Source organism: Paenibacillus sp. RC73 (assembly GCF_044908085.1).
GTDB lineage: Bacteria > Bacillota > Bacilli > Paenibacillales > Paenibacillaceae > Paenibacillus > Paenibacillus terrae_A.
Window position 1 is genome coordinate 513,721 of record NZ_JBIYCV010000004.1, and the last position, 22,464, is coordinate 536,184.

The following is a 22,464-nucleotide window of genomic DNA, read 5'->3' on the forward strand; positions in this document are numbered from 1 at the left end:
GAAAAATATTTTTAACACGCTATTAAAAAATATCATGTAAATATTGTATCATTACAGAGTGATCTGGTATACCGAAAGGTGACATCATAGTGACATCAAATCAATAGGAAAATATCGAACATTTTGTGAACATTCTTAGACAGACTTAAAAAAGGAAAATTATTCCATATAAACAGATTTTTTGTCAGACAAGCTACCATTGAAAAGCTGGATAAAATCGCAGAATTGTTTGATTAATACCGAATATTTTATAAACTGAATCGGATATCGAGGGAGCGCGAGCGTTTTGTCGCAATGGAATCTGTCATCTTTATCATAAAGGATGCAGAAGAAGATAAATTGATTGGATTCACACAATTATATCCTTCGTTTTCTTCTATCTCGATGGAAAGATCATGGATATTGAATGATTTATTTGTAAATGAAGATTAGGGGTAGTACCAGCGTAGCTGACACCACCCGCAAGCATTTGGATAAAAATGTTAAATTTGAGGAATTCCAAGTTAAATCATGAATCACGAACCGTGATTGTTTGATCCAAGGGGGGGGCCGAAATATTCGTTTGAAACGCAACAGCAAGAAAACGGCACGCATGAGTAAGTCAATAGCAACCGAAAGCCATACGCCAGCGATTCCCATCCCTAGATAAATGCATATCACGTAAACCCCTACAACGCGTATTAACTACTGCAGCAGTATCCCCCAAAGGATAAAGTCGTTTTATCTGAAGTAGGCGAAATTACCGATGAGTCTGAATTTCTGGGGAACATTTAAGAAGTGTCTCAACTCGGGACGGCCGACGTGGAATTGGCCAGCGGTGATAAAATTGCTGATGCTACGTTCCTTTTCCCTGGCTACTCCGGATCCCTATACGAAGATCGAGGAGCATAAGGGCTACTCTATTTTGCAGTATGGAATGGAGGATGGCTATAGGGTAGACTTTGGTACGAAACGCTCTATTGAGCTTCCCACGGTAGATGCAGCCAAGCAGCTGATCGATAATACTAATTAAACCAATAGAAGGTACTCCAATGCTGATAGATTAATGTAAGCAAGGAATGGATAATAAACGAAACGTTTTGATACTGGTAAGAGGCCCTCTTCGAATTGAAGAGGGCCTTTTCTTTTTGAAAAGACAACGAAACGATTGCCGGACTTATCCCTCCCAGAAAAAATTTAGACCCTGTAGCAACTATTGTCCCTGGTGGGGCAATGGTTAACCCGGGAAGGTGCACGTACCTGCCTTGGACGAATCGAGAGGCAGCTAAATAATCCAACCGGTTCGCTCGATAGGCATAAAATGACTCGATCAAGCCTCCAAGCCTGCGAGCTCCCCGCGTAACACGTTGGCCAGTTCTGCCTAATTTTTTGCGGTACTCATATTTTTTGAGATTTTTAGAGTAAACTTTGAACTTTTCACTTTATTTAGATAACGGGAAAAACAGGCTCCTGAATGGTTAGACACAGTAGCGATGGAATCCTGGAATATACAGAATCGGAGGTGCTTATAAGGAAGGATACGATATGATTCATCAAAAAATTTAAAATTCTCGCATCTCTGTTAGGAGTCTTTAAAGATTTTGACAAAAGAATATTGTAACAAAATCATAATGAGGAGGAATACAAATGCAACAACAATGGATGGAGATGGTGAATCACGTAGTCGAATGGGGAAAGGGGATTCCTTGGTCCAAGGGTTTCCAGGGTGCGAAAGAAACGGTTGAATTCGCCTGCAGCTGCCTCTGTGTCCACCCGATTTAAACATGCAATCAAGAAGAAGTTTAAAGCGAAACACAAAGTATCGCAGACGCAACCGAAAATTACGCAAGTAAAGATTCAATTCAGCTATAATAATATGGCGCTTCGTCCTAGCAAAATAAAATCCCGCCAGTACTGGCGGGATTTTATTTATGCATCGATCTGAAGGAGGCATGCCCCCAACTGCAGGACATTATTCAGGTTTAAATTTGCTTTTCATTTCGACAATGAAAGACTCTAAGGCCTCCAGGGAGGGTGCTATTTTCCGGTAGCATAGATGGCGCTCGTGATAACATTGAAGAGATGATCGGTCCGTGGCGCGAATGAAGGTTGGCCGACAAGCCAGCCGAGCGCCGATATCAGGGCGAACAAGTCGTCCCCATTCATATCGGCGCGCGCCGTTCCCTCGGTCTGAGCTCGGAGCAATAGTCGCTCGCCCGCTGAGTGCACCGCTGCGCATGTAGCGTAAAGCGCGGAGTCCGGGTCCGCGTGGGCGCTCGCCATCAAGGCGACAACGCCGCTATAGCTTTGGACGAAAGCCACCTGTTCGCGAACCCAGGACACGAGCGCTTCGTCAGGTGGATTCGACGTTTCGAGTTCGCCTGCCTTCTGCGTCAGTGCCTCCAGATTCGTACGCAGCAACGCTTCGAACAAGGCTTCCCGCGTCGGGAAATGACGAAGCAATGTGGCCAACCCGACGTCGGCCCGGCGGGCGATATCTCGCATGGACGCATCGACACCATGCTCGGCGACGACGTCACGCGCGACTGCAAGTAGATGACTGTAATTTTTTCTGGCGTCGGCTCGCATCATGTTTTCACCCCACTCAAATAGCGAAAGCTTACTGTCACGATCAGGCGTTGATTTTCCCTGCGTTCCCGGTACGCGACTTTTCTCGGCATACGCCTAGTTATAACTTGATCTGTAAAAACCACAAAAAGATTTGTTTTTGGGACATTCCATCGAAAGCTAATATGTCTTTCAGTATCAAAGAGAATGGATCTTAACTGTTCTTCTAATCGGTATTGATCAGTGATCTCTCATTTCTTCCCAGCCAAGCGAAATTGAAACGTTAGTATTGCTTACGTAACATTATCCCTTAAGAATACCGAAGGCTAGCATGTGGTAAACCAGAAGCCAGGCTTTTATTATGAATCGAGGGCAGGCCGAATCCCTAAGGAGCCAGCCATGATCCAATATCAACTCCAATGTGCTGCATTATCATTATATCAAATTCAATCTTCCTCGTCAGTATCTCCATCATTTCTTCCTTGGTCGTCATAGCCTTTCAACTTTTGTCCAATTACATCATTTCGCACTTGTTCACGGATGGTGTTCCAGTCGGATGCAGGTAAATTTGTTTTAAAAACCCCGAAAGATGCACCAACAGTATTGGGAGTAGATGCGTTGGTAATAGGTGGTCTAGGTATGTTGCGGTTTTTCGTCGATTCTACGATCTGCTTGAATTTTTTGATTTCATACCATCGAGCCAGCTGCAAGCGCGACGGGTGCAGGCCACGACCGAAGCTTCATCGTCTCGGCGTTCAAACCGTCTAGGCGTGAGCTGCGCAGCGCCTTAGCCCGACCCTCACGCCCGATCAGGTGCGCAAGCAGGAGTGCCATGGCCCGTCAGCTCCCCGAGTAGGACGTCAGACAGACCCACAAGCGCGCACACGCCAGATGATCGGCAAGCGTCTGTCTACCGGCGTCGCCCTCGCTTCAATCAAACTGTGGCTGCCCTTTGTCCACGAGGCAGGATTGCATCGGAATTTGCGATCACGATTCATCAGTCGAGCTTGACCAAATCCTTAAAGATCAGTTGACCCCAGCTATTTCCTCGCGCCTGCACAAGCAGTCCGCCTTCCGAAAGCTCGCCAAGTTTGATCGGCGCGAAACCGAGATTTTCCGCAAGCGCACCAATCTCCGCTGCTGCGCCGTCATCGTCGCTCGCCAGGAACACGACTCTCCTGCCACCATGAACGGCCGGATCTTGGTCAAGGACGGCAGCCACCAAATGGTTGAAGCCCTTGACCAATCGTCCACCAGTGAAGGCCTGCGCGACGAACTTGGAAGAAGGCTGTCCTCCCAGTTCCTCAGGGGGCACACCGTAGGCATTGGTCACATCGACGATGGTCTTCCCCTGCCAGGTGGGGAGCGCCTTCGCGACATCCGGGTGCGACTCGAAACGGACAGCCAAAAAGATGATGTCCGCCTTGACGGCGTCCGCCAATTTTTTGGGAATGATCTCTGGTCCGATCGCGGCCGCAGCGGATGCAAAGCTTTCCGGGTCGCGAGTGGTTGCAACGGATACTTCGATGCCGCTTCGGGCAAACGCCTTAGCAAGAGCCTGGCCGATCTTGCCGAAGCCAATAATTGCGTAGCTCATATATTCTTCTCCTTTGGTTTACCACGCCCTACGGGCTCCGAATATCGAATGGAGTGACCGGCCGGGCGTAGCGTGTCAGATTTGCGCTAGACCGCCGTCGACGGCGACCTCGCTGGCGGTCATGAAGCTGCTGTCCGATGATGCGAGAAAGGCGGCCACCGCCCCAATCTCCGCCGGATCAGCCATGCGCTGGAGCGGAGTCATCGAAGCGAAGACTTTTTGGCCCTCCTCGCCTAGCGATTCCTTCGCGAGCTCGGTTGCCGTCGCTCCGGGCGACAGCACGTTTACCCGGATGCCGGTGCCCTTCAGGTCCTCCGCCCAGGTCCGCGCGAGGTTGCGCACTGCCGCCTTACTCGCGCTGTAGGCGCTCATTGCCGGGGCGCCCGTGGTGCCAGCGCTCGATCCCGTTAGGATGATCGAACCGCCCTGGCCCATCAGCGGTAGCGCCTTCTGGACCGTGAAGATCGAACCCTTCACATTGGTGTCGAAGATTTCGTCAATGTGCTCAGCGGTGATCTCGCCGAGCGGAAGCTGGCTTCCCGCCCCGGCATTGGCGAAGACGATGTCGAGAGTTCCGCGCTCGGACTTCACCGCCGCGTAGAGTCGGTCGAGGTCGGCCAGATCGGAGACCGAGCCCTTCACCGCGCGGGCATTGGGCCCAAGGTCGGCCACAGCGGCGTCGAGCGCTTCCTGCCTGCGGCCGAAGATGAAGACGAAGGCGCCCTCCTCGATGAATCGCTTTGCTGCGGCGCGACCGATGCCGGTAGCGCCCCCCGTGATGACTGCAACCTTACCTTCAAGCTTTCCCATGAATTTTCACCCTTTCGTTGTGTTGGACAGCATCTCTGGCCCATTTGCACAGATTGCTGTATCTTATGGATTTCACTGATCCAGTCACCGATTACTGTATTCGGATCAGTGATCCAATTATAATGGATCACTGATCCGTTTGTCAAGGCAACCATGCGAGCTGACGCCAGGAAAAATTGCAGTCATCTACTTGGGGTAGTACCAGCGTAGATGACACCACCCGGTTAGTGGTGTCATTTATCGTTAGATCATTTGCCAAAGCAACCACTTCCTATCGAATGTAATTATCGCTTTATTTAGATCGGACAGTACCTTTTCTTGATTTCCGTGGTGTACAGCGTCCACAACGCAACTCTCCAAGTGATCCTTGAGGAGAAGTTTGGCCGGAATTTTATTATTATGATTTGACTTTATAGCTGTAATTACGTTATAAAATCGGTTATAATGAGGTAAGAATAAGTAAGGAGCCGTGCGCTAACACGGCTTCAGCATACAACAACTGCATAAAGAGCAGTCGGCCGCGTAAGATAAGGTCGGAAATAGACCGTTTTCCTTAGTCAGGGCGGTCTATTTCTTTTTCATGTAGGTAAGTAAAGCCAGAATGCCGAACATGAGCAACCTTTACTCCTCAGTTGTTCTCTTCCCCCAAACATATTTCATTATAAAAAATAGTATGGCCAGTACCATGAGAAGCAATGCGATCTGTAAGCCATAACGATGTATGAGTTCTCCTGCTGTTTGTACATGATCGCCGAAGAAATGTCCGAGTAAAAAGAAGATTAGCGTCCAGATCAAGCCTGTTGAGTAAGAGAACAGAGCATAACGCTTGAAGCTCATTTTATTGATTCCGACAATATAAGGGATGATGTGACGGACAATCGGCAGGAAATAACTAATGCAAATGGTGAAATTGCCATACTTATGTACCAAATTTTCCGAAAATGTAATGTACTTGTCCATTTTCTTTTTTCGTCGTAAACGATCCAGAACGGTTGTGCCCAAGAATCTTCCCAATACGTAGCCTAAGGACAAGCCCGATATAACCCCTAGATATACGATGAAAAAGGCGAGTAACGGTTGAAGTATTCCCATGCTGGTTACAGCCCCGCCAGTCATCACAATCACTTCGTCTGGAATGGGTAGCCCAACGATCCCGAGCCATAGGGAAAAAAATAATGCCGCATAGCCATACTGTTCGATGATGGAAATTAAATGTTCAACGTCCATAATCACTCCCCCTAATCATGCTTTCTTCCGGCATACATAGACGAACGCAGGTGGAATGTTCATAGGCACAAACTTGATTTCCTCAATATCAAACCATTCCTCTAATTGCTGTTTCATTTGCTTGGAATATTGAAAGGCGACAAACATTCCCTGATCCTTGAGCGATAGGTGAATCTGTTCTACAATTTGATCTCGCATCGCTTGGGGGAAATTAAAAAATGGCAGCCCGCTTATAATGCAGTCAAGCTGTTCAATTTCGGCATTTTGCATAGCACGTTGAAGCTCAAGGGAGTCGGAGTAACAAAGATAATTTGGAAATCTCTTTTTTAAATCTCGTCGCATTGTCTGATCCTTCTCAAAAAGCAGTACCTTGGTTTGTTCCCTTGCAGCAGATGGAATGTATTGAGTGATTGCCCCGGTACCAGCACCAAGCTCGGCAACACTATGAATTTCACTCCATGGAATGGATTCGATCATTTTTTTAGCTAGAAATCTGGAGCTTGGTGTTACACTACCCACATAGGCTGGCGAATGCAAAAATTTAAATAAAAACAGAAATCTCTCTTGAACCAAATGACTAATACGGATCATGAACCGTTCCCCTACTTTCGATTTTCTGAATACGTTCGTTTATTCTCTGCTAAGAGTAACAAATTATACCTTTGCTTGCTCCTGTCTGGAGTAGGGTTCATATCCCCGTCCTGAGACGGGGATTTTCCTTGACTATAGTCTAGGAAGCAGTGGGGAAATTATTCAGTTATCATTCAGCGTATCTTCAGGTTGCATTCAGTTTCGCTACCGATGAAAGAGGGGGGGCAACTAAAAAAATGATGTACACTGAGAGGGGATCTACTTTGTCACTATCCATTAACAGGCATCTGATCACGACTTCCTATGATACCTCGAATACGGTGAAGTCCAACGAGACTGGATTAAATAACACAGGTAACACCACACACAAGAAATCGAGTGATTCACTCGAATTGAGCACGGAATTTATGGAATATGCGGGTGGAATGCAAACCTCGCTTCCTACGGAAAATTACAGTTATGATTACAAATACGACCAGGATAAGCTTACGTTGACTACGGATCAACAGAAAACGTTATTATCCGAGCTGCAAAGCTACCTGACCTCCTCAAGCGCCTTATCTGAAACAGATGAACCTACTAGAAGCAACACCAAGAACCCGCTGGCTTCGGTTACCGAGTTATTATCCAATCGGGATATTTCGACGATAACGGATGAGGAAGTATCGGATCTATTCGATAAAGTAGCAGAAACGATCCAGAATAATCGGCCTGCACCGCCGCCCAAAGATGACTCATTCCAGTCGGAAGTCAATAGCAGCGGTCTACCTCCTATGATGCAAGCGATGGGTGGAATTATGCCTCCGTTCGCATGGAATATCCAAGAGACCTCCAACCAAGAGGACAACAGCACTACATCTGACAAGGAACTTACCGTAGATGAAAAAAGATCTCTCCTGAGTGACTTGCAAAGTATTTTGAGTTCCAGTCTGGTGTCCGGCTCGACGTCTTCAGAGGATGATCAAGCAACGGATCTGTTGTCTGCATTAAAAAACGCATGGGGCAGTACGGACGAATCGAATGCGACAGATGAGGAAATATCGGCTTTATTTGATAAAATCGCTAAAGTTTTTGAACAATCTGTTTCATCATCTTCATAGTCATACTTTGCAATACCATTACTTAGAGTATAGTTAGCCCACAACTGTAAACACATACTATTATAAAGGCGGAATCTTTTATGAACATTTCATCGACATCCAGCAGTTCTATATCTATTGCAAGCACCTCATCTTCATCGAGTACCAATGATACAGCTAGTCTGGAAAAGCAAAAAGCTCAACTTGAAGCGGAGTACAACAAGGTACAGCAAAGTAAGGATAATAAAGATACAAAAGAAACGAAAATGAAGCAGCTTCAGCAGCAAATTAAACAAATTGAAGCGCAGATTGCCCAGCAAAGTTCTCAAACCAGCGGTACTTCAACTCAGAAAGTGGAAAAGCCAGCTGCGAACAACACAGAAACAACTCGTGTCAACACTGCTAACAGCAGCGACATTACGGGCGTTGGGAAGTCATTGGATATTTCAATCTAATCAAACCTTCTCTTCTCATTTTACGGAAGACAATAGATAACAGAAGACAGCAGTTAGCAGGCTCTCCGCCTCACCGGAGGGCCTGTTTTTTTAGCATTCAGCAAACCTTCAGTAAACACTCATTTTATTTTCAATCTAGTGTTCTAAGATGAGTTTGTAGCTGATAAGGACAAGCAATTCACTCCTTAGAAGCTTCCTGACACCTTGTAGGACCATCAAGTCCATGCATACAGGTTTCACCAAACTATACTTTGTGAAAAGGGATGGATTTTATGAAAAAGAAATTGAATGTAATCGCTACGGCTGTACTGCTGGCTTCCATTACTGCATCGTATGCTTATGCCCGCTCATCGACGGACGGGACGACCGCTGCTTCTACTGCATCATCTGTAACTGCCACTCAAGAGGATTCCGCTACACTAACTTCCATTGACACCAGTACCACAGGTACTAGCGCAATCGTAGAAGCCCCACCGGAAGGAACGCCTCCGGATGGCGAGCCACCCAGCGGACAACCGGGTGAAGGCTCGGACAGCTATACAGATAACGGAACAGCAAAATACACACAAAGCGGTAAAAGTGTAACCCTGTCCAAGCAGACGATTGCTGCGGATCAGGCAGATCAGTCGATTGTCAAAGTAACTGACAGTGGAAAATTAACACTTTCTAAGTCCACTCTGACTAAAAAAGGCGCTACCTCATCGGACGATTACAGTAACTTTTACGGCCTGAACGCCGGGGTTTTAGCTGCTTCTGCCAGCACCATCCAGTTGTCGGATTCCACTATTAAAACGGATGCCAACGGAGCCAATGCGGTGTTTGCAACAGGAGAAGGCTCTACCATTAATGTAAAAGATGTTACCATTCAAACTAGCGCCGACTCCTCGCGTGGACTGGATGCTACCTTGAAGGGGACGGTTCATGCAACGAATGTCAAAATCCAAACGGCTGGTGAGCATTCCGCCGCTATTGCGACAGACCGGGGCAACGGTACGATTAATGTGACCAAAGCAACGGGCAAAACAACAGGAAAAGGTTCCCCAGGCATCTATTCGACAGGTACGATTACTGTATCCAATTCGGATTTGAAAGCAACCGGATCGGAAGCGGCTGTCATTGAGGGTAGAAACAGCATTACGGTCAATAACACCAGCCTGTCTGGAGATGTAGATCGTGGCGTCATGCTGTATCAAAGCTTTTCGGGCGATGCCGAGGTCGGAACCAGCGTCTTTACGATGAATGATGGTACATTGACGGCTAAGGCGGGTCCGATCTTCTATTCTACCAATACAGAAGCTGTGGTTAACCTGAAAGGGGCCAAATTAAAAGGAAATACAGAAGTATTGCTGAACGCTGCTGCTGACAAGTGGGGAACCACAGGTTCAAACGGGGCGAATGTGACACTGAACGCAGATAACCAAACATTGCCAGGCAGCATCACTGCGGATAAAATCAGTTCCATTACAGCTAATCTGAAAAACAAGACAACCCTGAAAGGTTCTATAAATTCGGAAAACACAGCTAAATCGGTTACTTTAACCTTGGACAAAACGAGCAAATGGGTCGTTACAGCGGATTCCTATCTAACCTCTTTGACAGACAGCGACATTAAGCTCTCAAACATCGTGGATAACGGACACACCATCTATTATGATGCAAGTGCGAGTGCAAATAGCTGGTTGAATGGGGAGACCATTACTTTGTCTGGCGGCGGCAAGCTGACTCCAGTCAGTGCCTCATAAGTAGCTCGTTTGATAGAGCTGTTAGTTGAATCTATAAAAAAGATTGTGTTAAAATAGCTAAAGCCCATGTTGGATTCTTCCGTGCATGGGCGTATTTGTTTTAAATAATAAGAGCATTCATCTTAAAATCGTTGACATAATCATTTATATTTGCAGGAACAGGAGATTAACAATATTGACTCGAGTACAAGCACAACCAAATGAGAACGCATGGATTGCGAAATGGGAGTCAACTCAGCCGTTAACTGATAAATGGCTTACCGTAGGAGAAATACATTATTTTCTTAGCCATGCACTGATTCTCATTACAGACGGGCAAGCGGTTTGGAATATTAATGGGCAGCATGTCCATGTTGCATTTGGGTATTTGATTGCAATCGAAAAGGGATCGTTGATTGAGGTTCTAGAGGGTGGGAATCTTGATCTGGCTGGCTGGAAAATTCAGTTTGATACGTATTCTTTCCACCAAGAACGAGAAATCATGAAATTTGAATGGCATGTACCTACCGGGGAAGCCTATCAAAAAGTGCAGTTAACCCGCGGTTTTTTAGCGAGTATACGTGACCGTTTGAGTGAAGAACAAGTTTGTGATGGAATTAGTGAGATGATGGTTGAGAATCAACATCTTTTGTATGGATTATTGAAGAATTTATATCATAAACAGCCAACTGAGCAGCAGACCACTGAAAATGGAATTATACGTTCAATCACCTATATGCAAGAACATTACGATGAAGTGATTACACGTGAGCAATTAGCACAGATGGCAGGCATAAGTCAGTGGCATTATTCTCGGAAATTTAGTGAATTATGTGGCCAACCTCCTCTAGAGTATCTAGCGAAATACAGGATTTATCGCGCACAAGAAGAGCTGTTATTAACTTCAGCGAAATCTCAAGAGATTGCTAAAAAAGTAGGTTTTGAGGATGCTCATTATTTTAGCCGCCGCTTCAAACATTTTACAGGTGTGTCGCCAAGAAATTATGTTCGAACCTTGGAGCAACGCAAAATTTTATCGATATCACCGCTTTGTGCTGACGTTTTAATTGAATTAGGCATCATACCATATGCGGTTATGGTCACCCCCCTGCTATTACCACAGCATCAACGGCAATTATTTGAGAAACATCAAGTAGAATTGCTGGAAGTACCACAATACGATATGAATATAACTTTAATTCAACAAAAGAAGCCGGAGCTGATTATTGGACATCTGTTAACGGAAGATATAAAGAAGAAATTGCGCACAATCGCACCCATTATCACAGGTCTTACCATCAATTTGGATGTTTTGCTTGATCAATTTGCAGCCTTATTTAATAAAAAGGCAGCAGCAGAAAAGCTCCAGGCTCAAATGGAAGAAGTAGTGAGAGCAGCAAGAAAACAATTAAAAAGAATAGTAGAATCCTCTGCTACAGTCATGGTTCTAAGAGTAGAACCCTTTGGATATCGATATCTTGGGGGATATTCAAGCGAGGTATCTCAATTGCTGTATCAGAAGTTAGGACTATCACTCCCAGAACCGCTAAAGGCGGGAGAAGCCTGGTTTAATCCATGTTCCCTTGAGCAACTGCTTATGGCTAATCCTGACTATCTATTTGTGGAGAAACGTGTGATGGAGAATTTCAGCGCAGAGGAAAATATGAAGAAACTCATGGAGAGCAGTCAGTGGGAAAATGTAAGAGCAGTTAAAGATCATCGGGTGTTCTTTATAGATACGAGTCTGTGGGTGGATGGTAGTGGAGTTGTTGGGTATACGATGATTATGGATCAAATCGTGAGCAGTTTAATGGATTCACCAAATAATAGAGCACAATAATCCACTTCAATACGCACTGTTAGCTATGGAAGGATATCTTCTTATTTGATAATCTTTGATAATGATAATTATTATCAACAGAAGAGAGGGCCATCATGTCAAAACGGGCGATGATACGATTGGGAACCGTACTGTTAGCTTTTACCTTCGTATTAGCAGCGTGTTCCAATGCATCAAATCAGAAGGAAGCGGCTTCTTCCGTAGAGAATCAGGAGAGCAGTGGAACAAGAGTCGTGAAGGATGCTTTTGGAGATGTGACGATCCCATCTCATCCGAAAAATATGCTTGTTATGAGTTCCAAATATGCAGAGTATTTAATTGAAATGGGAATTACGCCACAAATGGTTTCATTTGTTCCCGAAATAGAACCGGCTTATCGTCTGCCATATTTTGAAAAGCATGGAGTTAAAATGATTCAAGAGCAACAGTATCAAATGAATTATGAAAAATTGCTTAATTTATCGCCGGATTTGATTATCACACAAGGAGAGGGGATGGATGCACAAGTATATGAAAAGGTATCCAGGATTGCTCCAACTATTGCTTTACAGGCAGGTAGTGGCATGTATGACGCAATGCCCAAATTAGCAGACCTCTTCGATAAGAAGATAGAATCCGAAAAGGTATTAGCTGAATTTAGTGAGAAGGCGACAAGGGCGAGAGAAAAAATTCATCAAGCTATCGGGAATAAAACGGTGCTTATTCTTCGAGTAGACCCAAAACAATACCGTTATTTAGGATCACAAGCTGGCGAGAGCAGTGAATTCTTTTATAAAACACTTGGGCTAAAAATCCCTGATATATTTAAAGACTCAAAAGACTGGTTTACACCATTTTCACTAGAGATTTTACCTGAAATCAAACCGGATTTTGTTTTCCTTGAGAAAAGAATGATACAAAATTATAATAGTGCAGATTCACTGAAAAGTTTGGAAGAAAGTCCGTTATGGAAGAACATGGACGCTGTTAAAAATAATCATGTATTTCCACTAAAAACAAGTGATTTTGTTGAAGGTGAAGGTCCAATTGGATCAAGTCTGCTTATTGACTATATCGTAGAAAAGTTGGTGCCTTAAATGAATACAGAGCAACGGGATATTTACGATATCACCATTATTGGCGGCGGCCCTGCTGGTATGTATGCTGCTTTTTATAGTGGAATGAGAGCGATGCGTACCAAATTAATTGACGCTAAACAGGAGCTAGGCGGATTTATGCGTACATATCCTGAGAAATTAGTCTGGGATGTGGGCGGAGTAGGTCCGATACGATGTGAAAGATTAATTGATGCTTTGGAGAGACAAGCGAAAACATTTGATCCCACCATTGTGTTAGGTCAGGAAATCGCACATTTTGAACGTCATGATGATGTCTTTGTACTGACATCAAAAACGGGTGAATGCCACTACACACGTACTATATTATTATGTGCTGGAAGAGGAATGACACAAGTTCAAAAGCTGGATGTTGAAGGGGCCAATCGGTATGAATTGACGAACCTTCATTACGTGATTACAGATTTGTCCAGATTTAAAGATAAGCGAGTTCTGATTTCAGGGGGCGGAGATTCTGCGGTTGATTGGGCGAATGAAATGGTAAAGCTGGCCAAAGAAGTTATTGTGGCTCATAGACGAGATGAATTTACTGCACATGAACTGCCTGTAGCCCAAATGAAAGCATCCGCTAAGGTCATGACACCGTACATGATAGATTGCTTATATGGTACGGGGGATTCTATTCAAAGCGTGTCTCTCAAGCATATCAAGACCGGTGCTATAGAGCAGGTTGAAGTAGATGAAGTTGTAGTCAGTCATGGATTTGATCGTGATTTTGGTGATGTATTGAAATGGGGACTAGACAGGGAAGATTATGGTGTCTCTGTTGATGCTCGAATGCGTACAAGCATTCCGGGAATCTTTGGGGCTGGAGACTTTATCACCTATGGCAGTAAGGTTCGTTTAATTGCAGGAGCATTTAATGATGCCGTATTAGCCGTAAATAGTGCTAAGCTCTATCTGGAACCAACCGCTTTAGATATGGCTGGTGTTTCGTCTCATCATTCTGCCTTCTTTGGAAAAAATAAAGCGATCTTACAAGGTTGATAAGAGATCACAGTAATTGACGAGATTTTTCTCGAATCATTACTGTGATCTTTTTGGTGTAATAAGAAAAATGAGAAGGTGACTTTACATGGAAATATTTATACAATATAAAACAGTAACTACGATGAAGCTTAACGTGAAAATCTTATTTCAAGCGATTATAAATTTTAATTTTAAATTGGAGGATTTATGCCATGACGCTGGAACCTCAAATGAGTCGAAGCAGTAAGGATGAAGCGCGATTTGTCAGGAACAAACTGATTGAATTTAACGCAAAACACATACCTGAAGATATCCAAACCCGATATGAGGAGATCAATCTTACCCTCAAAAACGACGATGGTCAGGTGATCGGTGGTCTTTTAAGTGTGCTGTGCTGGAACTGGGTGGAGGTAGATATTTTGTGGATAGATCAGAGCTACAGAGGGAAGGGCTATGGTTCACAATTGCTTGGTGAGATCGAACAAATCGCCAAAGATAAAGGGTGTACCTTTATACAACTCAACACATTTACTTTTCAAGCACCCGATTTTTATGAAAAGTATGGGTACGAAGTGATCGGCGTCATTGATGATGCCCCCCGAGGCTTTAAGCACTATTATTATAAGAAAAACATCTAGCGAGGACTCTAATATATGCGGCTAAAGGGAGTTATACTATAAAGAATAGGGATAAAGAAAGGTATGATCGGATTGACGACGGAAGTAACACACAAAATATATACCATGTGCATGATTCAGGATGGAACCAAGGTACTGCTCCTCAACAGACCGGATAAAAAGGGCTTTCCAGGTTACATCGCGCCAGGAGGGAAAGTAGAATTTCCAGAGAGCATTGTGAATGGGGCCATTCGTGAAGTGAAGGAAGAAACAGGATTAACCGTAACGGAAATTGTATTTAAAGGAATTGACGAATTTTGTGACCCTAGCAAAGGGTTAAGATACATGGTATTTAACTATTTGGCTACTGCGAGTGAAGGGGAGCTGCTAAAAAATCCTCCAGAAGGAGAACTGCTATGGGTGGATATGGAGGAAGCGCTCGATCTGCCGATGCAGGATTGGTTTAAACAGAGATTCCCATTGTTTTTCGCTCCCGGAACCTTTGAGGTGAGCCAGGTGTGGATACAGGACACGAATGAAACTTTGGAAGCAACGGTCAAAAACTATGGGGTGTAGAGATGACGACGACCATTTATTTTTCCTCTAACCGGTTGGGGGAGGTAGCAGATGATCAATTACAGAGGATGCTGGATCGTTTCAATCTGGGTCGCCTGCGATCTTCGGGGAAAACGGCAGAAGGCGTCATGGGACAAACCCTCTATATTTCTTCGACGGCTGGACAATTTGTATTGAAGGGCAACCCGCTTTTTCAAGGGCAATGGGTGGAAGAGCAGTTTATAGTGGAGCAGCTACATACAAGGACCCAAATTCCTGTGCCTGCACCGTATCTTGTGGATGAAACCGAGGATATTTTTGGCTGGAGCTATGCTGTTATGCCTTGTTTAGACGGTCAGCATATACATACGCCCGAGCTGCAAGCGAGACTGACACCGCCTGGTCAACAACAGATGGCTGAAATGCTGGCTACTGTACTACTGGAGCTTCATAGCTGGAAGGTTGAGAACAGTGGAGAGCTGGATACAATCAGTCTGGCTATTCGTTCTTTTGATGTCTCTTATCGGGCGTGGTTATATGGACGTATCCGTTACTGGCTAGAGGATGCCCGAAAATACTCAGACATTTCTGCACAGGACATAGCATGGGTAGAGTGTATTTTGGAAGGCTCACGCCAAGCATTCGATCAACTGGATACCAACACATTTGTAATGGGAGATTTTAAACCGCAAAATTTCCTTGTTAAAAACGGCGATGGTGGTTGGAGAGTCAGTGGGCTTTTTGATTTTACGACAGCCTATTTTGGTGACGGGGTTGCAGACCTTCCGAAAATAACCATAATGTATCTGGAGAATGGAGAGGAAGAGCTGGCCAGACGTTTTCTTACAGCTTACTTGAAAGGGATGGAAGATAAAAAAGGATTTGTAGAACGCTTCCAGGTGCATATGCTGCATCAGCAGATTTTAAATTGGGGCTGTGCCAAAGCGATGAAGCAGGTCACTTGGGATGACAAGCAATCTTTTACAGATTGGGCCCGTAAATTCACGGATATTGAGATATATGAACACTAGGCAAGAAGAATTGCGAGTTTAATAGGAGGAAGTGATAGGCGTGCAAACAGTGAGCTTGGTAAAGCCGGAAAGTGTATGGAAGGAAGCTTATCTTTCTTTTTATGAGGAATGGAAACAGAGTCAGGAGCTTATGGTACCGTGGGTAATTTCTACAGAACCGTATGATTTTGAAGGTATGCTGACGTTTTTGAGCAATCAGGAAAATGGAATTGGTCTGTCGGAAGGCTGGGTCAAAACCTCAACGTATTGGCTTGTGACTGCAATTGAGCAGGTCGTCGGAGTGGTAAACATCAGGCATGAGCTTAACGAAAAGCTGTTAAATACCGGAGGGCATATCGGCTACGGTATCCGTCCTTCCGCACGGGGGAATAGCTACGCTGTTACTATGCTTGCGTTGGCACTGGAAAAAGCAAAAGAGCTGGGGATTTCCAGAGCTTTGGTCGTATGCGACTCCGATAATATCGCCTCCAAAAAAACAATCCTTGGCAACGGAGGAACACCGGATCAGGATTACGTTGATGAAGATGGAAATCGTATGAATCGATTTTGGATAGAACTGTAAGTGGATTTTCGCATATACGCTTGCTCATACATGGGTCTGAATTCTCCACGGTTATTCGGAGACACCTTGCTATAACGTCCGATTCTGCCGTTGGAATCTGTTATATTGGCATTAAACGGAACCGAGTATCCCAAATAAAGATTTTGCGAAGTCGTGGTATACAACAAGAAAGTAAGAAGGAGGGTAGCGCGAAAAGCTTATGAAATTACAGCCTGAATATGCGCAAAACATCATTGTGGGTGTCATTTTTGAAGGACAATGGAACTGGTATGTGACCGAAAGAGAGTATTGGTTTCTGAATACAGAAATGGAGGAACGGTTTGGTATTCCCATTTTGGATGAAACAACGGCAGGAGCATTTTTGGGGCATATCTGTGAATATAGAGTAGCTGCTGATGAACTAACCTTACTGCTCAGTATGCTGGCTGATGCCATTGAGCATAAGGATGAGGTGTTAGAGTTCTGCCCTGCGCTGTATGTTGATTTTGACCAGAAAATTCTCTATTCGCTGTTTCCAGAGCCAGCATCGTTTGAGCATTATGTTCCAGCGGGATGGAATGGGGAATATCAAAACTTTTTGAACGAGGTGTCTCCGTCTGAGCGGTATTGGATTATAGATGGGAAGTCATTTTTTGAAAAATTCTTATGAGAGGAGCAGGGGAAATATGGATTCTTCCATGCGTGAGTTTAAAATCATCTCCAAGCACAGAATGAACGATCAATACTTGATAAAGCTGCGGGCATGCGTCGAGACTTTGGACGAACAGGTGCTGTGGCAGGTTGGTGAAGGGGAAACGAACAGTATAGGTGGTATTATCAATCATATCATGGTGCATGTGCGTAGAAACGCAGCTAAGCTCATAGATCCGACGATTACATATAAGCAAGGGATGGAGGATAGCTTCACACCTTCGCTACAAGACAAGGTGCAGCTTATGGTTGAGGTGGAAGAGGCTTTTTCATCCTTCTGCGCAGCATTGGACAACACAGGCTCGATAGATATGTACAATGTTTACCATGTGGTGGAGCATACGGCTTATCATCTGGGTCAGATCATAGACCGCGTGCAGAGATTAGCAGATCACCGCTTTCAATTTGTACAGACAGGACTTAATGAGAAAGCGTTACGTGCTATAGTGCAGCAATCTCTGAATACCTCAGAAAAATGAGAGAAACAACAGCCATATATACCGTATAAAAATGTAGTTCCAAGGTCACAAAAACTCCCGAAGCGGATATGTTTTTAATTCTTAATTGATATTGATAATTATTATCACTTATAATAGGAGCAGACATATCACGCTAAGGTAGGGAGAGTTGCAGAGTGAAAGAGTCCTTGGAATTATATGATGTAACGATAATCGGCGGTGGTCCTGCCGGTATGTATACCGCATTTTACAGCGGAATGAGAGATATGAAGACCAAGTTAATTGAAGCCAAGCATGAGCTGGGCGGACGGATGCGCATTTACCCGGAGAAGATGATTTGGGATGTTGGAGGTGTCACGCCGATATTATGTGAAAAGCTGATTGATCAGCTAGAGCAGCAGGCGTTGACGTTCGAGCCTACGATTGTGCTGGGACAGCAGATCACAGGTTTGGATCGGCAAGAGGATGGAACCTTCCTATTGACCTCTGCGACAGGGGAACAGCATTGGACACGTACAGTGGTGCTGGCAGTTGGCTATGGCATTCTCAAAATGGCCAAGCTGGAGATTGAAGGAGCTGACCGCTTTGAGGTTACAAACTTGCATTATACTGTGCAAGAATTGGAGCCGTTCCGAGGCAAGCATGTCCTGATTTCCGGAGGAGGCGACTCGGCTGTGGATTGGGCGAATGAGCTGGAATCTATTGCCGCAAATGTGACAGTAGTCCATCGTCGAGAGCATTTTGGCGGTCACGAGAAAAATATAGCCCGCATGAAAGCTTCTTCTGTTCATGTCCTCACACCTTACGCGGTGAGCCAATTGCATAGTAATAATGGCGAGACGATTGAACAGGTGACGATCAGTCATGTAGAGACGGGTGAAACACAAGTATTGAACGTCGATGCAATCATTGTGAACCATGGTCTGAAATCGGATTTTGGCCCGCTTCGGGATTGGGGACTGGATATGGGTGAGTGGCATGCCAGAGTGAGTGAGAAGCTGGAAACGAATCTGCCAGGGGTTTTCGGCGCAGGCGATTTTGTCGAGTACGGAAGCAAGCTGTATCTGATTGCGGGTACGTTTACGGATGCTGCCCTTGCGCTGAATAGCGCCAAGCTGTACATTGATCCCGCAGCAGATAAAGTGGCCTATGTATCTTCCCACAACAGCCGTTTCAAGGAAAAAAACCGCGAGCTTGGTGTCGTGGAGTAAGATACGTAAATAAGTCTGATAGGATAGAGATAGGATAGGCAAAACGCAAAAGAACTTCCGAGACCACTGTTGATGTGGAATTGGAAGTTCTTTTTTGTACGGTCACTAACTCCATCACAAAGGTTGGATGCCATACACCATATAGAATAAAATAGAGATAGCCTGTCCTTTTCGGCCTTATATAGCAGATTTTGAGTAGAAAGATAAGGAGCGGTGTACCCTTTTGGGACATCATGGGTATGAGCTAGCAACCGGGCGATTAAAGCTGGCAGCCCGTAAGGCGCTTTCTATGATCCGCAGTAAGCAAATGAATAGGTAAATGAACAAGTGTAAGAAATTAAAATAACTCGCCTTGGAATACAAGGGCGGGAGCGGAAGGTGACTTATGGAGAATCAAACAGAGCAACAGGAAGCTGTTTTAGCAGATATTATTCAACAGGCAGAACCCTTTGTACAGCAGCAGTTGGAGCATGACCACAGTGGTCACGATTGGTGGCACATTGACCGGGTGAGAAAGCTCTCCCTCGAAATTGCTGCCAAAGAAGGCGCAGATACGTTTATTTGTGAACTGGCAGCGCTGCTGCATGATGTAGCGGATGAAAAATTAAACGACTCCAAACAAGCGGGACTCGACAAAGTGGAGCACTGGCTGCGTCTGCATGTAAGCGATCCGGGGGTGATTACGCATGTGATGACCATTATCGGTACGATGTCCTATAATGGTGGACAAAATCCACCTATGGATACGCTGGAAGGTCAGGTTGTGCAGGATGCAGATCGGTTGGATGCCCTTGGAGCGATTGGCATCGCGAGGACTTTTATGTATGCAGGCTCAAGAGGCAGCATGATGCACCACCCGGACAAGGATTTTTCACAGCATGAGTATCGTGCTGCGGGAAAAAGTGCCATATACCATTTTTACGAAAAGCTGTTAAAGCTCAAGGATTTAATGAATACCGCTTATGCCAAAGAACTGGCGGCGGTCCGGCATCAATGGATGGAGATGTATTTGGAGCAGTTTTATAGAGAATGGAATGTGGATGATAAATAAGTTGTTTCAATAAGGCTGTTTCCTCTAACCGAGTGTATCGGAGGGGGAACGGCCTTTTTTTATATAAATGTCGTATTGATATTATCGGAGATGTATGCTATCTTATTGTTAATAACAAGTTGATAATAACAAAATAATAAAAACTATAAGGAAGGCGAGGAAGCGGCTATGTTCGGATTTAATTTTGTGAAATTTCAGCCCAGTGAGTATGTGATGAAGGTGAGGAATGGAAAGGTAGTTCGGGAAGGCGTGGGATTATCCTTTTATTATTATGCTCCAACAACCTCAGTCGTCGTCGCTCCTGTATCTTCTATTGATGTGCCGTTCATATTCGAGGAAATGACCCATGATTTTCAGGCGGTGACGGTGCAGGGGCAACTGACTTATCGGATTGTGGATTATCGGAGAACGACGCAGATTTTGAATTATACGTATGACTTGAAAGCAAATCGCTACATTTCGGATGACCCTGGCAAGCTGGCCCAACGGGTGATTAACATTGCAAAGGTGCTGACCAAAAAATATCTGGAGCGTGTTCCGCTCAAAGAGGCTGTTCAATCCAGTGAACGTTTGGCCCAAAGTATGGCGAAGGATATCGCTCAACACGCGGAAATCGAAAAGCTCGGTATTGAGGTGATGGGACTGTCGATTTTGGCGATTTTACCGAATAAAGAAACGATGCGAGCGCTGGAGGCGCAGGCAAGGGAGGAAATTCTTCGCAATGCGGATCACGCCCTATATGAGCGTCGGAATGCTTCCATTGAGCAGGAGCGGCGTGTGAAGGAGAATGAGCTGAACACCGAAATTGCAGTGGAGACGAAAAAGAAGCAAATCCGCGAAACCCAGCTCGATGCCGAACGTTCAGTGAAGCAGAAGCAAAGCGAGATGAAGGAGGAGCAACTGCGTTTTGACACGGCTTTGGAGGAGAAAAAACGTGAGCTGATTGAGCTGACCGTAACGAATAAAAAGGCGGAAGCCGATGCCAAGGCTTATGAGCTGACGGCAGTCATGAAATCGTTGCAGGATGTCGAGCCGAACGTGCTTCAGGCTATGACGAACATGGATATGAGTCCGGATAAGCTGATTGCGATTGCATTCCAGGAGCTTGCAGAAAATGCAGGGAAAATCGGTCAGCTAAACATTACACCAGATTTGCTGCAAGGTCTGATGTCCGGTCAAGGAACAGGCGGATCGGAAGGAACGAGAGGATCTGGAGGAAGAGGTCGATGAGCAACCGGATGACAGAGCACAAGATCATTTTGGTGAAGCGAAAAACACGTCTGGAGGAACTGATTGTCCGGTATAACACGGTGCAGCAGGCCCGGTTTTTTATTGAACGGCTGGGCGCGGATTTCAGTGATTATGTGCTGGAGGATGAAAATTACCGCAGAGCGGTGGCAACGGCGACGTCGGAGCTGACGGCCTTGGGGCGGGTTCAGATTGTGGAGCGGGAGCATGTGCCAAACTTTATTTTTGGTGAGCAGGATACGGTGGTGGTACTGGGTCAGGATGGGCTGGTGGCCAACACGTTAAAATACTTGACCGAGCAGCCGCTTATCGGTGTGAATCCAGATCCATTGCGCTGGGACGGGGTGCTGCTGCCCTTTACCGTATCAGATTTGCGCTGGGTTGTGCCAGATGTATTCGTGCGCAGACGTCCGATCAAGGAGGTTACGCTGGCTAAGGCCCAGCTAAATGACGGTCAATCGATGTACGCTGTGAACGATTTGTTCATCGGTCGCAAAACTCATGTTTCTGCGAGATATGAGCTGAGGCTGGAGGATCAGGTAGAGCAGCAATCCTCCAGCGGCATTATCGTTTCGACGGGGCTGGGCGCGACAGGCTGGTTGACCAGCGTGCTTGCCGGGGCGGCAGGGATTGTCGGCAGCGCTACGCAGCGTCCAATTTCGCTGACTCCAGATCATCTGGTGCCGGGCGCCGCTTTCCGTCAAGAAGCAGTGGAAGAAGGACGGCAACGAGGCCGGAGAAGCAACGGGCGCGACCATGGCAGTGACGATGACTATAGTCATGACAACCGCGCAACATGGAGTTCGCCATCGCTATATTTTACGGTGAGAGAACCATTTCCCAGTCGGACGACTGCTGCGGATCTTGTATTTGGTCAGGTGGAAGCCGAAAAACCGCTGCGGATTGCTTCGCAGATGCCGGAACATGGAGTCATTTTCAGCGATGGAGTAGAAAGCGACTTTCTGGAGTTTAATGCCGGGATAGAGGCGACCATTGGTCCGGCAGAGAAAAAAAGGCATCTGGTTGTGTAGAGGTTTGCACAGGACGGCAATGGGGAATGTTGAGTAAGGTACATCAATCAGATGAAGTC

General features: G+C 45.4%; 24 protein-coding genes. 18 read left to right on the plus strand and 6 right to left on the minus strand.

The features are described 5' to 3' along the window. Positions 1–745: 745 nt before the first annotated feature. On the plus strand, positions 746–1,012 hold the full coding sequence (locus ABH897_RS12430; protein WP_283655161.1) for a hypothetical protein: 267 nt from the start codon (positions 746–748) through the stop codon (positions 1,010–1,012). A 614-nt stretch (positions 1,013–1,626) separates the two neighbouring features. Then, positions 1,627–1,761: a hypothetical protein gene (locus ABH897_RS12435; protein WP_014277671.1), complete on the plus strand. Its 135-nt coding sequence runs from the start codon at positions 1,627–1,629 to the stop codon at positions 1,759–1,761. A 255-nt stretch (positions 1,762–2,016) separates the two neighbouring features. Here ABH897_RS12435 and ABH897_RS12440 read toward each other — a convergent pair whose 3' ends face one another. The 6 genes from ABH897_RS12440 to ABH897_RS12465 form a co-directional block, all read right to left on the minus strand. Further along, positions 2,017–2,571 (minus strand): TetR/AcrR family transcriptional regulator, encoded by a 555-nt coding sequence (locus tag ABH897_RS12440; protein WP_283655162.1) that lies wholly within the window; start codon positions 2,569–2,571, stop codon positions 2,017–2,019. Between the two features lie 422 nt (positions 2,572–2,993). Next, positions 2,994–3,257, minus strand: a complete 264-nt coding sequence (locus ABH897_RS12445; RefSeq protein WP_404592064.1) for a hypothetical protein — start codon at positions 3,255–3,257, stop codon at positions 2,994–2,996. A gap of 287 nt (positions 3,258–3,544) precedes the next feature. Beyond that, positions 3,545–4,144: an NADPH-dependent F420 reductase gene (locus ABH897_RS12450; RefSeq protein WP_404592067.1), complete on the minus strand. Its 600-nt coding sequence runs from the start codon at positions 4,142–4,144 to the stop codon at positions 3,545–3,547. A gap of 75 nt (positions 4,145–4,219) precedes the next feature. Continuing rightward, on the minus strand, positions 4,220–4,954 hold the full coding sequence (locus tag ABH897_RS12455) for an SDR family NAD(P)-dependent oxidoreductase (RefSeq protein WP_283655163.1): 735 nt from the start codon (positions 4,952–4,954) through the stop codon (positions 4,220–4,222). 621 nt (positions 4,955–5,575) lie between these two features. Next, entirely contained in the window at positions 5,576–6,181 is a 606-nt protein-coding gene (locus ABH897_RS12460; RefSeq protein ID WP_283655164.1) for a DedA family protein, read from the minus strand. A gap of 15 nt (positions 6,182–6,196) precedes the next feature. Next, entirely contained in the window at positions 6,197–6,772 is a 576-nt protein-coding gene (locus ABH897_RS12465) for a class I SAM-dependent methyltransferase (RefSeq protein WP_283655165.1), read from the minus strand. Positions 6,773–7,035: 263 nt separating this feature from the next. Here ABH897_RS12465 and ABH897_RS12470 point away from each other — a divergent pair, with 263 nt between their 5' ends. The 16 genes from ABH897_RS12470 to ABH897_RS12545 all read left to right on the plus strand — a co-directional run bounded on the left by ABH897_RS12470 (position 7,036) and on the right by ABH897_RS12545 (position 22,405). Then, positions 7,036–7,872, plus strand: a complete 837-nt coding sequence (locus tag ABH897_RS12470) for a hypothetical protein (RefSeq protein ID WP_283655166.1) — start codon at positions 7,036–7,038, stop codon at positions 7,870–7,872. Between the two features lie 80 nt (positions 7,873–7,952). Beyond that, positions 7,953–8,306, plus strand: a complete 354-nt coding sequence (locus ABH897_RS12475; RefSeq protein WP_404592069.1) for a FlxA-like family protein — start codon at positions 7,953–7,955, stop codon at positions 8,304–8,306. A gap of 272 nt (positions 8,307–8,578) precedes the next feature. Next, entirely contained in the window at positions 8,579–10,048 is a 1,470-nt protein-coding gene (locus ABH897_RS12480) for a hypothetical protein (protein ID WP_404592071.1), read from the plus strand. A gap of 175 nt (positions 10,049–10,223) precedes the next feature. Continuing rightward, positions 10,224–11,867, plus strand: a complete 1,644-nt coding sequence (locus ABH897_RS12485; RefSeq protein ID WP_404519946.1) for a helix-turn-helix domain-containing protein — start codon at positions 10,224–10,226, stop codon at positions 11,865–11,867. Between the two features lie 95 nt (positions 11,868–11,962). Continuing rightward, entirely contained in the window at positions 11,963–12,943 is a 981-nt protein-coding gene (locus ABH897_RS12490) for an ABC transporter substrate-binding protein (RefSeq protein WP_404519948.1), read from the plus strand. Then, on the plus strand, positions 12,944–13,969 hold the full coding sequence (locus tag ABH897_RS12495; RefSeq protein WP_404519950.1) for an NAD(P)/FAD-dependent oxidoreductase: 1,026 nt from the start codon (positions 12,944–12,946) through the stop codon (positions 13,967–13,969). A 194-nt stretch (positions 13,970–14,163) separates the two neighbouring features. Further along, positions 14,164–14,589: a GNAT family N-acetyltransferase gene (locus ABH897_RS12500; protein WP_283655172.1), complete on the plus strand. Its 426-nt coding sequence runs from the start codon at positions 14,164–14,166 to the stop codon at positions 14,587–14,589. A 63-nt stretch (positions 14,590–14,652) separates the two neighbouring features. Then, positions 14,653–15,144, plus strand: a complete 492-nt coding sequence (locus tag ABH897_RS12505) for an 8-oxo-dGTP diphosphatase (RefSeq protein ID WP_283655173.1) — start codon at positions 14,653–14,655, stop codon at positions 15,142–15,144. A gap of 2 nt (positions 15,145–15,146) precedes the next feature. Further along, positions 15,147–16,154: a phosphotransferase family protein gene (locus tag ABH897_RS12510; protein ID WP_404519951.1), complete on the plus strand. Its 1,008-nt coding sequence runs from the start codon at positions 15,147–15,149 to the stop codon at positions 16,152–16,154. 40 nt (positions 16,155–16,194) lie between these two features. Beyond that, positions 16,195–16,716, plus strand: coding sequence for a GNAT family N-acetyltransferase (locus ABH897_RS12515; RefSeq protein WP_283655175.1), 522 nt, complete (start codon positions 16,195–16,197; stop codon positions 16,714–16,716). A gap of 199 nt (positions 16,717–16,915) precedes the next feature. Continuing rightward, a complete protein-coding gene (locus ABH897_RS12520; RefSeq protein WP_404519953.1) occupies positions 16,916–17,365 on the plus strand; it encodes a hypothetical protein in 450 nt (149 codons plus the stop codon). 16 nt (positions 17,366–17,381) lie between these two features. Continuing rightward, positions 17,382–17,885: a DinB family protein gene (locus ABH897_RS12525; protein WP_404519955.1), complete on the plus strand. Its 504-nt coding sequence runs from the start codon at positions 17,382–17,384 to the stop codon at positions 17,883–17,885. A 155-nt stretch (positions 17,886–18,040) separates the two neighbouring features. Then, positions 18,041–19,075: an NAD(P)/FAD-dependent oxidoreductase gene (locus tag ABH897_RS12530; protein ID WP_404592073.1), complete on the plus strand. Its 1,035-nt coding sequence runs from the start codon at positions 18,041–18,043 to the stop codon at positions 19,073–19,075. A 385-nt stretch (positions 19,076–19,460) separates the two neighbouring features. Further along, entirely contained in the window at positions 19,461–20,126 is a 666-nt protein-coding gene (locus tag ABH897_RS12535; protein ID WP_404592075.1) for an HD domain-containing protein, read from the plus strand. A gap of 168 nt (positions 20,127–20,294) precedes the next feature. Beyond that, complete coding sequence (locus tag ABH897_RS12540; RefSeq protein ID WP_404592077.1) at positions 20,295–21,356, plus strand: SPFH domain-containing protein; 1,062 nt, start codon at positions 20,295–20,297, stop codon at positions 21,354–21,356. Next, positions 21,353–22,405 carry a diacylglycerol kinase catalytic domain-containing protein gene (locus ABH897_RS12545; RefSeq protein WP_404592079.1) on the plus strand — a complete coding sequence of 351 codons (1,053 nt, stop codon included), beginning with the start codon at positions 21,353–21,355 and terminating at the stop codon, positions 22,403–22,405. Before ABH897_RS12540 ends, ABH897_RS12545 begins: the two co-directional genes overlap by 4 nt. Positions 22,406–22,464 lie beyond the last annotated feature (59 nt).

Excerpts from the sequence above, each read along its gene's own strand:
- ABH897_RS12490 (WP_404519948.1), top strand. The coding sequence starts at position 11,963 with ATGTCAAAACGGGCGATGATACGATTGGGAACCGTACTGTTAGCTTTT.
- ABH897_RS12540 (WP_404592077.1), top strand. The coding sequence starts at position 20,295 with ATGTTCGGATTTAATTTTGTGAAATTTCAGCCCAGTGAGTATGTGATG.
- ABH897_RS12535 (WP_404592075.1), top strand. The coding sequence starts at position 19,461 with ATGGAGAATCAAACAGAGCAACAGGAAGCTGTTTTAGCAGATATTATT.
- ABH897_RS12500 (WP_283655172.1), top strand. The coding sequence starts at position 14,164 with ATGACGCTGGAACCTCAAATGAGTCGAAGCAGTAAGGATGAAGCGCGA.
- ABH897_RS12465 (WP_283655165.1), bottom strand. The coding sequence starts at position 6,772 with ATGATCCGTATTAGTCATTTGGTTCAAGAGAGATTTCTGTTTTTATTT.
- ABH897_RS12435 (WP_014277671.1), top strand. The coding sequence starts at position 1,627 with ATGCAACAACAATGGATGGAGATGGTGAATCACGTAGTCGAATGGGGA.
- ABH897_RS12460 (WP_283655164.1), bottom strand. The coding sequence starts at position 6,181 with ATGGACGTTGAACATTTAATTTCCATCATCGAACAGTATGGCTATGCG.
- ABH897_RS12480 (WP_404592071.1), top strand. The coding sequence starts at position 8,579 with ATGAAAAAGAAATTGAATGTAATCGCTACGGCTGTACTGCTGGCTTCC.
- ABH897_RS12545 (WP_404592079.1), top strand. The coding sequence starts at position 21,353 with ATGAGCAACCGGATGACAGAGCACAAGATCATTTTGGTGAAGCGAAAA.
- ABH897_RS12510 (WP_404519951.1), top strand. The coding sequence starts at position 15,147 with ATGACGACGACCATTTATTTTTCCTCTAACCGGTTGGGGGAGGTAGCA.
- ABH897_RS12440 (WP_283655162.1), bottom strand. The coding sequence starts at position 2,571 with ATGATGCGAGCCGACGCCAGAAAAAATTACAGTCATCTACTTGCAGTC.
- ABH897_RS12455 (WP_283655163.1), bottom strand. The coding sequence starts at position 4,954 with ATGGGAAAGCTTGAAGGTAAGGTTGCAGTCATCACGGGGGGCGCTACC.
- ABH897_RS12475 (WP_404592069.1), top strand. The coding sequence starts at position 7,953 with ATGAACATTTCATCGACATCCAGCAGTTCTATATCTATTGCAAGCACC.
- ABH897_RS12450 (WP_404592067.1), bottom strand. The coding sequence starts at position 4,144 with ATGAGCTACGCAATTATTGGCTTCGGCAAGATCGGCCAGGCTCTTGCT.
- ABH897_RS12525 (WP_404519955.1), top strand. The coding sequence starts at position 17,382 with ATGGATTCTTCCATGCGTGAGTTTAAAATCATCTCCAAGCACAGAATG.
- ABH897_RS12430 (WP_283655161.1), top strand. The coding sequence starts at position 746 with ATGAGTCTGAATTTCTGGGGAACATTTAAGAAGTGTCTCAACTCGGGA.
- ABH897_RS12495 (WP_404519950.1), top strand. The coding sequence starts at position 12,944 with ATGAATACAGAGCAACGGGATATTTACGATATCACCATTATTGGCGGC.
- ABH897_RS12520 (WP_404519953.1), top strand. The coding sequence starts at position 16,916 with ATGAAATTACAGCCTGAATATGCGCAAAACATCATTGTGGGTGTCATT.
- ABH897_RS12505 (WP_283655173.1), top strand. The coding sequence starts at position 14,653 with ATGATCGGATTGACGACGGAAGTAACACACAAAATATATACCATGTGC.